Raw genomic sequence first — 12,093 nt, 5'->3', positions numbered from 1 at the left:
GTCGCCATTTCGCGGTTTTATTGCGGGGTTTTTCAGGCAGCCAGGATGCGTTGGTGCCAACGACGACTTGTCGGCTTGCAAACCCGGGCATCGTCCGGCAGTGCATGACCCAGCCAGGCAAGCTGCACCTCTTGCACCTGCACCCAGCCATCGCCCTCGGGTGCTTGCGAGCAATGCTTGAAGGCCAGGCACGTGCCATTCGCGTCAAGCAGGGCGTAGGCGGTATGGCGAGGAGCAGGCAACAGCAGGTGCAAAAGCGAGGCCATGGCAGATGTCCTGTGCAGGTGAACGTGCTGCCACCTTAAGTGTCGCCGGTTAAGCGTTCGTGACAACCTCGGGCCTACCGGGCGCAAGCGGTGCAAGCCGCTTGTAGCCAGGCCCTTGCCGCTGGGTATACTGTGCGCCATCGCCGCATTTTCTGGAGAATCGCGCATGTTGCAACGACTGTTGTTCGGTTTGATCACCGTAGCCAGCCTCAGCCTGGTCGGTTGTGCCCACAGCCCGCAACAACTCAATCCGCAGCCCAAGCTCACCGCGCAACTCACCCCGGTGGGGCAGGGCCAGCCGGTGGTGGTGCGAGTGGTAGACGGCAGGCCTTCACCGTCGCTGGGCACCCGCGGTGGCATGTACCCGGAAACCAGCACCATCAGTGTCAGCGGCAACCAGGTGGTGCCCAAGCTGCAGGCCCAGGCCGAGGCTGCCGTGCGCCTGCTGGGCTTCACGCCCACCACCGCAGGCAACGCGCCCCAGTTGACCGTTACCCTGGCCGAGCTGAAGTACCAGTCGCCCAAGGACAAGCTGTACGTGACCGAAGCCACCATTGGCGCTACCTTCCGTGCTGACGTCGCCAACAACGGCCGCCGCTACACCGGTCGCTATGGCGCTTCGCTGGATCAGCGCTTTGGCATGGCGCCAAACCAGGACACCAACACCCAGTTGGTCAGCGATGTGTTGAGCGACGCACTGACCCGGTTGTTCAAGGACCCAAGCATCGGTCAGGTGCTGGCGCAGTAACGTTCAATGCTTCACTCAAACCGCTGCCCGGTGACGGCCAGCGGTTTTTTCATGCCGCGTGCCGGTATCATGCCGTCGCGATGCGCAGGTCCAGCAGGCTGATCCCGGTCTGGGTGTCCACCTCGGGCCAGTGCTCATGGGCATGCCCGCCCAAGGCGCAGTAGACCAGCCATTGGCGGTCTTGGACATTGATGGCCAAACCATCGATGAGCGCCTGTTGCTCATCACTCTGGGCAACGAGGTAGAGGCGGTCCTGGTTTTCGGCATGCAGCATGAACGAGCTCCGGTTCGAGGAAGGACGACAGGGTGGCCTGTTCTGATGACGAACCGATGACAGATGAAATTAAATGACACCCGGTCGCCGCCGTGCAGGCAGTGCCAGGTGGCTTGGGTAGAATGCTGGCTTTTGTTCAGGTCTACGCCGAGGTAACGCGATGTCCATGCACATGCTCTGGGGGCTGATTGCCGCCCATCCCACCAAGCTCATCAATGTGCTGGCCTTGCTGCTGACGTGTCCGGGCGGCCTGCTGTTGCACAGCGCCAGGCGTGAGGCGGCCGATGCACGGCTAGGGTTGGGGGCGCAGCCGAGGACGTTTGCGCGATTCGCTGGGTGGGTGCCCAGGCAGCGCTACAGCCTGGGCTTCGCCTGCCTGGCCATTGCGCTGGTGCTGTCGTGGGTCAGCACCTGGGCCTGAGCACAATCGGGGGCTCAGGCCGAACGCGAGGCTCGCGTTCAACAGCGCCCCCTTGATGCTCAAGCAAGCGGTGCCTGCTGCCTGACCTGATACTGATTGCGCACCGGCGTCGCGTATTGCAACACCAGGTAAGGCCGCTGCTCTTCAGGGCAGGCATCCAGACGGCGCTGCCATTCTTCCTTGGCCTTGGCCAGTTCATCGGCTGGGAACACCTGCTCGGCGCTTGGCACCTGCAGCGTGTCATCCTGCTCGGCCCACATCGCATAGGCCAGGTAATGCACGGGGAACAGTCGATAACCGCCGAGGATCTGCCGGTCGATTTCCGCTGCCAGCTGCTTGGTGTCCTCGTAGTAATGGGTCACTGGCGGTGCAAAGTTGATGTGCACGCGGCCCTTGTAGCCGGTAATGCCCTTGGCGATGCTGTGATCGTCCTCTCCCGGCGCCTTCTGGTAAGTACCGGTGGTGGCGCGGATGTACAACTCACGGGCCTTGGCCTGGTCGCAGGGGTCGTATTCGTAGCTGATCGATACCGGCGTCAGGTTCAGGCTCTGGATGACCGCGCCGAATGCCTCGTCCTTGCGGCTCATGTGGAACATCTTGAGGATGGCCGAATCGGTGCGGTCGTCGCCATCCTTGGCCCGGCCTTCGGCCTGGGCGATCCAGATGGAGGTGCTGTCGTTGATGATGGAGTGACTGATATAGGCCGACAGTAGCTGGTAGGCGGCCAGTTTCTCGCGACGGCCGGTGATCGAGCGGTGCACGATGAAGCTCTTGTTGAGCCGCATGAGGTCGCTGACGAAGGGTTTTTGCAGCAGGTTGTCGCCGATGGCGATGCGCGGGGTGGGCAGGCCGGCGTGGTACACCGCGTAGTTGACGAATGCCGGGTCCATGACGATGTCACGGTGATTGGCCAGGAACAGATAAGCCGTGCCGGCCTTGAGCTGCTCCACACCCGAATAGGTCACGCCATCGGTGGCGCGGTCGATGGTGCGATCAACGTAGTGCTCGACCTTGTCCTGCAGGGTCGATACACAGGTCACGCCAGCGAACTCCTGGCGCAGGCGCCGGGCGATCAGCGGTTTCAGCAGCCAGCCAAAGGCACCGGCTGCGCGCGGGAAGCGGAAATGAGTCAGGATATCGAGGAATGCCGGGTCGCTGAGCAAGCGTGCCAGAACTCCAGGGACCTCAGCGTCGTCGTATGGTCGGATGGCATCGAATTCGCCCATCATGCTCTCTTGTTGGAAACGGCTAGGGTAATAATGAAGTACGGGCAGGCTCCGAAAAACGGCTCGGACGCACGTGGCCCTGTAAACAGAGCGGCAATTATACGCATAACTCGTCGTGGAGGCCCTGATGCTTGAAACAGAGTTCTACGATTGCCCTTATTGTGGCGAACGGGTGGAAACCTTCGTCGATCTGTCCGGCGGCGATCAGGTCTACACCGAAGACTGTCAGGTGTGCTGTCGGCCGATCGTGTTCGTGCTGCAGGTGCATGACGACGAATGGATGCTCGATGTCAGACGTGAGGACGATGCGTGATGAGGCGTATCTACGAACCTGAAAGCCTGCTCGAGGCTGAGATGCTGGCCGGTATGCTTGCCAGCGAAGGGGTGCAGGCGCACCTGGTGGGCCGCGATCTTGTCGGGGCGACCGGCGAATTGCCTCTGCACGGTCTGCTGGGCTTGTCGGTGGCCGATGAGCAGGCCGAATACGCACGGCAGTTGATCGATGCGTACAATGACGCCCAGCCACTGGTTGGCGACGAGCCGGAGAGCTTCCCCGGTACCTTGATCTGCTAGGTTCAGAATTACCTCATGTGTGGACGTTACGCCCTGTTCCGCTGGTCCCAGGCATTGGCCAACCTGCCTGGCTTTCCCGCCGGGCAACCCGCCCAGTGGAATATTTCGCCCGGCAATACTGTCCTTATCCAGCGCCAGCTGGATGGGCAGCTGCAAGTGGCCAAGGCACGCTGGGGGCTGACGCCGCCGTGGCTCACCGACCTTTCCCGCACTCCCGCGCACGCCCGCGCCGAAACGCTGGCCGAGCAGCCGATGTTTCGCGAAGCGTTTCGCCAACGACGCTGCCTGATACCGGCCAACGGGTTCTATGAGTGGCGGGGCAGTGTGCGCAAACGGCCCTTCTGGCTGACCCCGGGGGAGGGGGCATCGCTGTATTTCGCCGCTGTGTGGGAGGCTTATGCCGTACAGGAGCAGGTCTGGCTCAGTTGCGCCGTGGTCACCCAGGCGGCGATGAACCAACGCAGGCCCCTGATTCTGGATGAGGCAGGGCAGGCTGCCTGGCTGGATCCGCAAACGCCGCTGATCCGTTTGCAGGAATTGCTGGCCAGCCCCTCGGTGACGTTGCGCGAGCGGGCACTGGCGCCTTTCGTGAACGACCCGAAACTGGACGCTCCCGAGTGCCTCACCCCGGCCTGAGTGCCTGTCCATGCTTTGTGGCGCGCCGCGCAGAGGGCACGGGTGTGCAAAATCTTCCCTGCGGCTATGGCGGCCTACCCATGAGTCATCCTAGGATACGGCGCATGTAAAAAGGAGTGTTTCCATGCGTAAGTCTTTTGTCATCAGCCTATTGAGCGCTGGCATCCTGCTCGCCGGCTGCCAAGGGGTGAACACCACCAGCGGCGGTGCAGTGGGCGTTGAGCGCAAGCAGTACATGTTCAGCATGCTGTCGCCGGACGAGGTCAACACGATGTACGCCCAGTCGTACCAGCAGACCCTGGGCGAGGCGTCCAGCAAAGGCTTGCTCGACAAATCCAGTGCCGATGCCAGGCGCGTACAGGCCATTGCCAACCGATTGATTGCCCAAGCGCCCCAGTTCCGGCCGGACGCTGCGCAGTGGAAGTGGGAGGTCAACGTGATCAAGAGCGATGAGCTCAATGCCAACTGCGGACCAGGCGGCAAGATCATCGTCTACACGGGCCTGATCGATCAGCTCAAGCTCAACGACGCCGAGATCGCGGCCGTCGTGGGTCACGAAATCGCCCACGCCTTGCGCGAGCACAGCCGTGAAGCCATGTCCAAGGCCTACGGCGTGGAAATGGCGCGCCAGGGGGCCGGCGCCATCTTCGGCCTGGGTCAGGACAGCATGGCGCTGGCCGACACCGTGGTGAACTACGCCATGACCTTGCCCAACAGCCGGGCCAACGAGAACGAAGCAGACCTGATCGGTCTTGAGCTCTCGGCACGTGCAGGCTACGACCCGAACGCGGCCATTACCCTGTGGAACAAGATGAGCAAGGCCTCGGAAGGGGCGCCACCGGAGTTCATGAGTACGCACCCGGCCTCGGCCAGCCGTATTGCCGCCTTGCAGGCAGCCATTCCCAAAGTCATGCCACTGTATCAGGCAGCGGCCAAGCCCTGAGGCCGGCTGCAAGTGGGCAAGCTGGCGCCATGAAGGCGCCGGTCTGCCCGCCGGTGCGTCAACCCACCCAACCGCTGGCCTTCATGGCCGTGTAGACCGCAACGATCGCGAGCACGAAGAACGCGGCGGCCGCCAGGCGGCGAATCAGCGTCAGCGGCAGTTTGTCGGCGGCGAAATTACCCGCCAGCACCACGGGCACGTTGGCGATCAGCATGCCCAGCGTGGTACCGACGATGACCATGATCAGGTGTGGGTACTGCGCAGCCAGCATGACCGTGGCGACCTGGGTCTTGTCCCCGATCTCGGCAAGGAAGAACGCGATCAGCGTGGTCAGGAACGGCCCGAAGCGGCGCGCAGGGTTTTCGTCGTCGTCCATTTTGTCCGGCACCAGCGTCCACAGGGCCGTGGCGGTGAAGCTGGCGGCCAGGATCCAATGCAGCGCAGCGTCGCTGAAGAAACTGCCGAACCAGGCGCCCACGGCACCTGCTGCGGCATGGTTGGCCAGCGTGGCCGCGACGATGCCGGCAATGATGGGCCAGGGCTTGCGAAAGCGGGCAGCGAGGATGAGCGCGAGCAGCTGCGTCTTGTCGCCGATTTCGGCCAGGGCAACGATTGCGGTGGGGACCAGCAGAGATTCCAGCATCAGGATTCCTACGGGGGCGGGTCGACACGGCTATGACACGTACGACCTCCCCGCCCCGGGTAAGGTGTGCGTGTCATAGGTCTTGTCAAACCCCGGGCCTGTCTGTGCAGGCCTGGCCATGCAGGTTTGCATGGTGGGTCGCACGCGCCATGGTCTGTGGACCAAGTATGTTGACGCGTACCGGGCGAGCGTGGCGCTCGCGGGAGACTACTCCCCTAGGACGGTGCGGATTCTGCCTAGGCGAAACGGTTTCGGCAAGCGCTGTTTTTATCAGCGTGTTGCCTGGTAGATCCTGAACCCGTCGGCTTCCTCCAGGACCTGACAGTTGCCCAACGCTGCTTCGATGATCGGTTTGTAGCGCAGGAAGGTGTTGGCTACCAAGCGTATTTGGCCGCCTTTTCGCAGATGAACGGCAGATTTTTGCAGCAAGTTCTCCGATGCTTGGTAATCGGTATGGACCCCGGTGTGAAACGGTGGGTTGCTCAGTATCACGTCCAGGTCCAAAGGTGCTGCATCGATACCGTCACCTTGCACGACGTCGGCTTCCAGGCCGTTGGCCGCCAGGGTCAGACGGCTGGCGGCCACGGCGAAGGCATCCACATCGAGCATCGTTACCCGGCTGTCTGGGTAGCGCCGTTTCACTGCCGTCCCCAGCACGCCAGCGCCGCAGCCGAAGTCCAGCACATGACCTTCGGGCAGCGCCTCCAGGTGGCGCAGCAGCACCGCCGTGCCTCGGTCGAGGCGGCCGTGGCTGAAGACCCCAGGCAGGCTCACCACCTGCAAGGGACCCTCTGGCAGAGCCAGCTCGAACTGCTTGGCCAACGTGTGCAGCGCGACTGCCTCCGGCGCCTGCTCGATGCTGACCTGCCACAGTTGGCAGTGCCGGGCGCTGTCGAGTTTGCGCGGCTTGCCCAATGCCTGGAGGTGCCGTGCGACGCTTTCGATCCCCCCGCGCTTTTCACCCACCACATACAACGTGCCGCCTTGCAGGCGTGCGGCCAGGGTGGTGAGCAGGTAGGCCGCCAGCTCGCGCGACTTGGGAAGAAACAGCACGGCAGTGGGCACGTCCACCGCTGGAGGCTCCACCGCGCAATGGCAGCGGCCGGCAAAGCGGCTTTCGAGCAGGGCGTGATCGCCTGCGTGCCAGGTCCAGGCATGAGCCTGGGGCAGTTGAGCCAACAGGCCATCGGCTGGAGCCCCTGCAATCAGCAGCGGGCCCTGGAACAGCTCTGCCTGGCGGAGCAACACTTCACTGCGCGGGTCCATGGACGACGCCTCCGAAAAATCGCGCAGTGTAGCAGAGCCGCGCTTGCGCCTCAGCCGACCACGCGGCGTGCCTGCCCGGCAAAGTACGCCTGGGCGTTTTCCGCCAGTTGGCCCACGATCCGCTGGCGCGCCTCGACCGCGCCCCAGGCGCTGTGAGGGGTAACGATCAGGCGCTCGATGCCAGGTTCGAGCAGGGGGTTGCCGTCAACCGGAGGCTCGACGCTCAATACGTCGGTTGCAGCCCCGCCCAGGTGGCCGCTGCGCAATGCATCGGCCAGCGCCTGCTCATCGATCAGCCCGCCACGGGCGGTATTGACCACCAGTGCACCGGGCTTGAGCAAGGCCAGCTCGCGCTCGCCGATCATGTGCCGGGTGTGCTCATTCAGGGGGCAATGCAGGGTCAGGGCGTCGACCTGTGGCAGCAGTTCATCCAGTGGCAGGCGGTCGGTACGGCTCGGCCGGCCTGGAATCTGCCCGCTCAGCACGCGCATGCCGAAGGCTTCGGCCAGGCGCGCCACTGCACCGCCCAGTTCGCCATGGCCCAGCAAGCCGAGGGTCTTGCCCTCCAGCTCGACGATTGGATAGTCCAGCAGGCAGAACTGGCTAGCTTTGGCCCATCGCCCTTCGGCCACCGCCTGGTTGTAATCACACAGGCGCGTGGCCAGCGCCAACAGCAGGCCCAGGGTGTGCTGGGCCACCGAAGGTGTGCCGTAGCCCTGGCAGTTGCAGACCGTGATGCCTTGCGCCCGTGCGGCAGCCAGGTCGACGTTGTTGGTGCCGGTGGCGGCCACCAGGATCAGCTTGAGCTGTGGGTTCGCTTCGAGGCAGGCGGCGTCGAGCACCACCTTGTTACTGATCACCGCAACAGCACCTTGAAGACGTTCCGCCACCTGTTCTGGCGTCGTGGCAGCGAACAGCGCCAGTGAATCGAACGACTGATGCAGCGGTGTCAGGTCCAGGTCGCCCAGGTCCAGGGAGTCGTGGTCGAGAAAAACGGCGTGGCGCGAGCTGGGCATAGATGGGCTCCGGTTACAGAGAAGGGGGGATGAAGGTCTGGTTGACGCCTGTGGGCCAGTGTCCAGCCCCTGCTTGCCGCCCGTCAACGCCTGGCGCCTCAGGCTGCATTGGCCAAATCATTCCTTCGGCTGATTTGACCGGCGCAGTCGCACACTACAGTGACGCCACGCCTTGCAAGCCCTCGCCTCAATAAAAGGGATATTTATGCTGCAGACCCGTCTCCTCAAGCCCGCCGACGACGCCTATGCCTACCCCCTGCTGATCAAACGCCTGCTGATGTCGGCCAGCCGCTACGAAAAAACCCGTGAGATCGTCTACCGGGACCAGGTGCGGCTGACCTACGCCCAGTTGAACCAGCGCATCGCGCAGTTGGCCAACGTGCTGAGCGAAGCTGGCGTCAAGGCCGGTGATACCGTGGCAGTGATGGACTGGGACAGCCACCGCTACCTTGAGTGTATGTTCGCCATCCCGATGATCGGGGCGGTGGTGCATACCATCAACGTGCGCCTCTCGCCCGACCAGATTCTTTACACCATGAATCATGCCGAAGACCGGCTGGTGCTGGTCAACAGCGACTTCATCGAGTTGTACCAGTCCATTGCCGGCCAGCTGACCACGGTCGAGCGCACCGTGCTGCTGACCGATGGGGCGGACACCCAGGCGGCCTTGCCTAACCTGGTCGGCGAGTATGAACAGCTGTTGGCTGGCGCGAGCACGCAGTACGATTTCCCCGACTTCGACGAACACTCGGTCGCCACCACCTTCTACACCACAGGCACCACGGGCAACCCCAAGGGGGTGTATTTCACCCATCGGCAACTGGTCCTGCATACGCTGGCCGAAGCCTCGGTCATGGGCAGCATCGACAGTGTGCGGCTGCTGGGCAGCGATGATGTGTACATGCCCATCACCCCCATGTTCCACGTGCATGCCTGGGGTATTCCGTACGTTGCGACCATGCTGGGCGTCAAACAGGTGTACCCGGGGCGTTACGAGCCCGAGATGCTGCTCAAGCTATGGCGCGAAGAGCGGGTCACCTTCTCCCACTGCGTGCCCACCATCCTGCAGATGCTGCTCAACTGCCCTCACGGCAAAGGTGTGGATTTCGGCGGTTGGAAAATCATCATCGGCGGCAGTGCGCTGAACCGTTCGCTCTACGATGCGGCCTACGCCCGCGGCATTCAGCTGACAGCGGCCTATGGCATGTCCGAGACGTGCCCGTTGATCAGTGCCGCGCACCTCAACGACGAGCTGCAGGCCGGCACCGAAGATGAGCGCATCAGTTACCGCATCAAGGCCGGTGTACCGGTGCCGCTGGTGGAGGCGGCCATCATCGATGCACAAGGGCGTTTCCTGCCCGCCGACGGTGAAAGCCAGGGTGAACTGGTGCTGCGCGCGCCATGGTTGACGCAGGGCTATTTCAAAGAGCCGGAAAAGAGCCAGGCCTTGTGGGAGAACGGCTGGCTGCACACCGGCGACGTCGCCACGCTCGACAGCATGGGTTTCATCGACATCCGCGATCGCATCAAGGATGTGATCAAGACCGGCGGCGAATGGCTGTCTTCGCTGGATTTGGAAGACATGATCAGCGCGCATCCGGCTGTGCGGGAAGTGGCGGTGGTCGGGGCTGCCGACCCGCAGTGGGGCGAGCGCCCCTTTGCCCTGGTGGTGGTGCGCGAAGGCCAGGCGATCGACGCCAAGGCACTCAAGGAGCACCTCAAGCCGTTCGTGGAGCAAGGGCGCATCAATAAGTGGGCCATCCCCAGTCAGGTCGCCCTTGTTACTGAAATTCCCAAGACCAGTGTCGGCAAGCTCGACAAGAAACGCATCCGCCAGGACATTATCGAGTGGCAGGCCGGTAACAGTGCCTTCCTGTCCACCCTGTGAAAGCGGGCATGCGGCAATCTGTCCCGGGCCAACCCGCATGCCAGAGCGGTGCAGTGCTTGCCAAATTGCGCAAATGCGCCATTCTTCGGCACGGCCGGGGCGCAGTCGGAGCACACAGCACCGCCCTGGCGGCACGGAGCGCAAATCACACTTTAGAGGGATCGAGCGCCTGTGCCTTGCTGGCTATAGTCGGGGCCAGGGGCTTTCGGGAGGGGAGGGTGAGCAGGCGCAGGCTTGCACACCGGTCGTTCGGGCCGTTCCTTGAAGCACCACTGCCATAACAAAAAAGAACATGGAGTAGCGTCGATGAAATCTGCAAACCCGTTCTGGCGCAGGGCCAGGTTGCCCATGGCTGTAAGCCTGGCGTCCACCCTTGCCAGTCCCGCTTTCGCGGTCAGTTTCAACATCGGTGAAATCGAAGGCCAGTTCGACTCGTCGCTCTCCATCGGCGCCAGTTGGTCCACGGCCAACCCCAACCGCAACCTGATCGGGGTCAACAACGGCGGCAAGGGCCTTTCGCAAACGTCCGACGACGGCCACCTCAACTTCAAGAAGGGCGAGACCTTCTCCAAGATCTTCAAGGGCATCCACGACCTGGAGCTCAAGTACGGCGATACCGGCATCTTCGTGCGCGGCAAGTACTGGTACGACTTCGAACTCAAGGACGAGGGCCGGCGGTTCAAGGACATCAGCGACTCCAACCGCAAGGAAGGGGCCAAGTCCTCGGGTGCCGAGCTGCTCGACGCCTTCGTCTACCACAACTACTCCATCGGCGATCAGCCGGGCTCGGTGCGCCTGGGCAAGCAAGTGGTCAGCTGGGGCGAGAGCACCTTCATCGGCAGCGGCATCAATGCCATCAACCCGATCGACGTGTCGGCGTTTCGCCGGCCTGGGGCCGAGATCAAGGAAGGCCTGATTCCGGTCAACATGTTCTATGTGTCCCAGAGCCTGACCGACAACCTGTCGGCCGAGGCCTTCTACCAGCTCGAGTGGGACCAGACCGTCGTCGACAACTGCGGCACCTTCTTCTCACAGCCAGACATCATTGCCGACGGCTGCACCGACAACCTGCGCGTGCTCAACAGCAGCCGTACCGTGCCTGCCGCCGCTCGCCAGTTCCTGGCCACCCGCGGCGTCAACATCAACGAAGAAGGGGTGATGGTGCGCCGTGGCGGCGACCGCGATGCCCGTGACAGCGGTCAGTTCGGTGTGGCCATGCGCTACATGTTCGAACCGCTGGACACCGAGTTTGGCGCCTACTTCATGAACTACCACAGCCGTGCGCCGATCTTCAGCGCAACTGGCGCATCGCCTTCGGTCTTCTCCGCCATCCCGACCCTTCCAGCGCAGTTGCGTGCACTGGCACCGTTGATCGTGGCTGGCAACTCCAAGTACTTCGTCGAGTACCCCGAAGACATTCGCCTGTATGGCCTGAGCTTCTCCACCACGCTGCCCACCGGCACCGCCTGGAGCGGTGAGATCAGCTACCGCCCCAACGCACCTGTGCAGCTCAACACCACCGACATCCTGTTCGCCGGTGTGCGCCCGCTGGGCGGCGCCTTGAGCAACGCGTCGCTGCTCGATGGCGTGCCTGGTCAGGACCTGCATGGCTACCGGCGCAAGGAAGTCACTCAGTTCCAGACCACCCTGACCCACTTCTTCGACCAGGTGATGGGCGCCAGCCGCATGACCGTGGTAGGCGAGCTGGGCGTGACCCATGTGGGCGGCCTGGAAAGCGCCTACGACACACGCTACGGCCGCGATCCGGTGTTCGGCCCTGGCCCGTTGCCCGCCACCGGTGGGGCCAATACCTGCCAGGCGCTCAACACCAGCACCATTGCTGGCGCAGGTGCCGGTGCCTCGACGGCCAACCTGAACCGCAAGTGCGAGAACGACGGCTACACCACCAGCACCTCGTGGGGCTACCGCGCCCGGGTCATCTGGGACTACAACGATGTGTTCGCAGGCGTCAACCTCAAGCCGAGCGTGGCCTGGTCTCATGACGTCTCCGGTTACTCGCCAGGCCCAGGCGGCAACTTCGAGGAGGGCCGCAAGGCCGTCAGCCTGGGGCTCGATGCCGAGTACCAGAACACCTACACCGCCAGCCTGTCGTACACCAATTTCTTCGACGGCAAGTACAGCACCGTGGATGACCGCGACTTCCTCGCCCTCAGCTTCGGCGTGAACTTCTAA

The 12,093-nt window shown here is 63.2% G+C and carries 14 protein-coding genes and 1 riboswitch; of the genes, 8 read left to right on the top strand and 6 right to left on the bottom strand.

Going from position 1 to position 12,093, the window contains the following annotated elements:
- Positions 1-32: 32 nt before the first annotated feature.
- Entirely contained in the window at positions 33-266 is a 234-nt protein-coding gene (locus NMB38_RS18150; protein WP_027916610.1) for a hypothetical protein, read from the bottom strand.
- Between the two features lie 166 nt (positions 267-432).
- Between NMB38_RS18150 and NMB38_RS18145 the strand changes: the two genes are divergently transcribed.
- Complete coding sequence (locus NMB38_RS18145; protein WP_023534676.1) at positions 433-1,014, top strand: YajG family lipoprotein; 582 nt, start codon at positions 433-435, stop codon at positions 1,012-1,014.
- A gap of 67 nt (positions 1,015-1,081) precedes the next feature.
- Here NMB38_RS18145 and NMB38_RS18140 read toward each other — a convergent pair whose 3' ends face one another.
- Positions 1,082-1,288: a hypothetical protein gene (locus NMB38_RS18140; RefSeq protein WP_027916609.1), complete on the bottom strand. Its 207-nt coding sequence runs from the start codon at positions 1,286-1,288 to the stop codon at positions 1,082-1,084.
- A 160-nt stretch (positions 1,289-1,448) separates the two neighbouring features.
- Between NMB38_RS18140 and NMB38_RS18135 the strand changes: the two genes are divergently transcribed.
- Entirely contained in the window at positions 1,449-1,709 is a 261-nt protein-coding gene (locus tag NMB38_RS18135; protein WP_027916608.1) for a hypothetical protein, read from the top strand.
- A 59-nt stretch (positions 1,710-1,768) separates the two neighbouring features.
- Here the strand turns inward: NMB38_RS18135 and NMB38_RS18130 are convergent, their stop codons facing one another.
- Positions 1,769-2,935: a 1-acyl-sn-glycerol-3-phosphate acyltransferase gene (locus NMB38_RS18130; RefSeq protein ID WP_059183644.1), complete on the bottom strand. Its 1,167-nt coding sequence runs from the start codon at positions 2,933-2,935 to the stop codon at positions 1,769-1,771.
- A 127-nt stretch (positions 2,936-3,062) separates the two neighbouring features.
- On the opposite strand from NMB38_RS18130, the gene NMB38_RS18125 reads away from it, so the two are divergent.
- The 4 genes from NMB38_RS18125 to NMB38_RS18110 all read left to right on the top strand — a co-directional run bounded on the left by NMB38_RS18125 (position 3,063) and on the right by NMB38_RS18110 (position 5,087).
- On the top strand, positions 3,063-3,248 hold the full coding sequence (locus NMB38_RS18125) for a CPXCG motif-containing cysteine-rich protein (protein WP_059183645.1): 186 nt from the start codon (positions 3,063-3,065) through the stop codon (positions 3,246-3,248).
- Complete coding sequence (locus NMB38_RS18120; RefSeq protein ID WP_027916606.1) at positions 3,248-3,508, top strand: putative signal transducing protein; 261 nt, start codon at positions 3,248-3,250, stop codon at positions 3,506-3,508. Before NMB38_RS18125 ends, NMB38_RS18120 begins: the two co-directional genes overlap by 1 nt.
- 15 nt (positions 3,509-3,523) lie before the next feature.
- Positions 3,524-4,144, top strand: a complete 621-nt coding sequence (locus tag NMB38_RS18115) for an SOS response-associated peptidase (RefSeq protein WP_027916605.1) — start codon at positions 3,524-3,526, stop codon at positions 4,142-4,144.
- A gap of 124 nt (positions 4,145-4,268) precedes the next feature.
- Positions 4,269-5,087, top strand: coding sequence for a M48 family metallopeptidase (locus tag NMB38_RS18110; protein ID WP_023534677.1), 819 nt, complete (start codon positions 4,269-4,271; stop codon positions 5,085-5,087).
- A gap of 58 nt (positions 5,088-5,145) precedes the next feature.
- Here NMB38_RS18110 and NMB38_RS18105 read toward each other — a convergent pair whose 3' ends face one another.
- The 3 genes from NMB38_RS18105 to NMB38_RS18095 all read right to left on the bottom strand — a co-directional run bounded on the left by NMB38_RS18105 (position 5,146) and on the right by NMB38_RS18095 (position 8,012).
- A complete protein-coding gene (locus NMB38_RS18105) occupies positions 5,146-5,730 on the bottom strand; it encodes a TMEM165/GDT1 family protein (protein WP_023534668.1) in 585 nt (194 codons plus the stop codon).
- Positions 5,731-5,817: 87 nt separating this feature from the next.
- A riboswitch (yybP-ykoY riboswitch) is annotated at positions 5,818-5,958 on the bottom strand.
- A gap of 42 nt (positions 5,959-6,000) precedes the next feature.
- Positions 6,001-6,996 (bottom strand): methyltransferase, encoded by a 996-nt coding sequence (locus NMB38_RS18100; RefSeq protein WP_104926519.1) that lies wholly within the window; start codon positions 6,994-6,996, stop codon positions 6,001-6,003.
- 50 nt (positions 6,997-7,046) lie between these two features.
- Positions 7,047-8,012 (bottom strand): 2-hydroxyacid dehydrogenase, encoded by a 966-nt coding sequence (locus NMB38_RS18095; RefSeq protein ID WP_059183647.1) that lies wholly within the window; start codon positions 8,010-8,012, stop codon positions 7,047-7,049.
- A 205-nt stretch (positions 8,013-8,217) separates the two neighbouring features.
- On the opposite strand from NMB38_RS18095, the gene NMB38_RS18090 reads away from it, so the two are divergent.
- A complete protein-coding gene (locus NMB38_RS18090) occupies positions 8,218-9,900 on the top strand; it encodes a fatty acid--CoA ligase (protein WP_027916602.1) in 1,683 nt (560 codons plus the stop codon).
- A gap of 306 nt (positions 9,901-10,206) precedes the next feature.
- The gene (locus tag NMB38_RS18085) at positions 10,207-12,093 is read left to right on the top strand and encodes a DUF1302 domain-containing protein (RefSeq protein WP_028688110.1); all 1,887 of its coding nucleotides are present in this window, start codon (positions 10,207-10,209) and stop codon (positions 12,091-12,093) included.

Source organism: Pseudomonas sp. FBCC-B35 (genome assembly GCF_059133755.1).
Note: the sequence above shows the minus strand (reverse complement) of the source record. Positions and strands in the feature narration are given on the sequence as shown.

Bases quoted from the DNA above. Each gene is read 5' to 3' on its own strand.
- NMB38_RS18145 (WP_023534676.1), top strand. From the start codon at position 433: ATGTTGCAACGACTGTTGTTCGGTTTGATCACCGTAGCCAGCCTCAGC.
- NMB38_RS18110 (WP_023534677.1), top strand. From the start codon at position 4,269: ATGCGTAAGTCTTTTGTCATCAGCCTATTGAGCGCTGGCATCCTGCTC.
- NMB38_RS18105 (WP_023534668.1), bottom strand. From the start codon at position 5,730: ATGCTGGAATCTCTGCTGGTCCCCACCGCAATCGTTGCCCTGGCCGAA.
- NMB38_RS18120 (WP_027916606.1), top strand. From the start codon at position 3,248: ATGAGGCGTATCTACGAACCTGAAAGCCTGCTCGAGGCTGAGATGCTG.
- NMB38_RS18100 (WP_104926519.1), bottom strand. From the start codon at position 6,996: ATGGACCCGCGCAGTGAAGTGTTGCTCCGCCAGGCAGAGCTGTTCCAG.
- NMB38_RS18085 (WP_028688110.1), top strand. From the start codon at position 10,207: ATGAAATCTGCAAACCCGTTCTGGCGCAGGGCCAGGTTGCCCATGGCT.
- NMB38_RS18125 (WP_059183645.1), top strand. From the start codon at position 3,063: ATGCTTGAAACAGAGTTCTACGATTGCCCTTATTGTGGCGAACGGGTG.
- NMB38_RS18150 (WP_027916610.1), bottom strand. From the start codon at position 266: ATGGCCTCGCTTTTGCACCTGCTGTTGCCTGCTCCTCGCCATACCGCC.
- NMB38_RS18115 (WP_027916605.1), top strand. From the start codon at position 3,524: ATGTGTGGACGTTACGCCCTGTTCCGCTGGTCCCAGGCATTGGCCAAC.
- NMB38_RS18135 (WP_027916608.1), top strand. From the start codon at position 1,449: ATGTCCATGCACATGCTCTGGGGGCTGATTGCCGCCCATCCCACCAAG.
- NMB38_RS18140 (WP_027916609.1), bottom strand. From the start codon at position 1,288: ATGCTGCATGCCGAAAACCAGGACCGCCTCTACCTCGTTGCCCAGAGT.
- NMB38_RS18130 (WP_059183644.1), bottom strand. From the start codon at position 2,935: ATGGGCGAATTCGATGCCATCCGACCATACGACGACGCTGAGGTCCCT.
- NMB38_RS18090 (WP_027916602.1), top strand. From the start codon at position 8,218: ATGCTGCAGACCCGTCTCCTCAAGCCCGCCGACGACGCCTATGCCTAC.
- NMB38_RS18095 (WP_059183647.1), bottom strand. From the start codon at position 8,012: ATGCCCAGCTCGCGCCACGCCGTTTTTCTCGACCACGACTCCCTGGAC.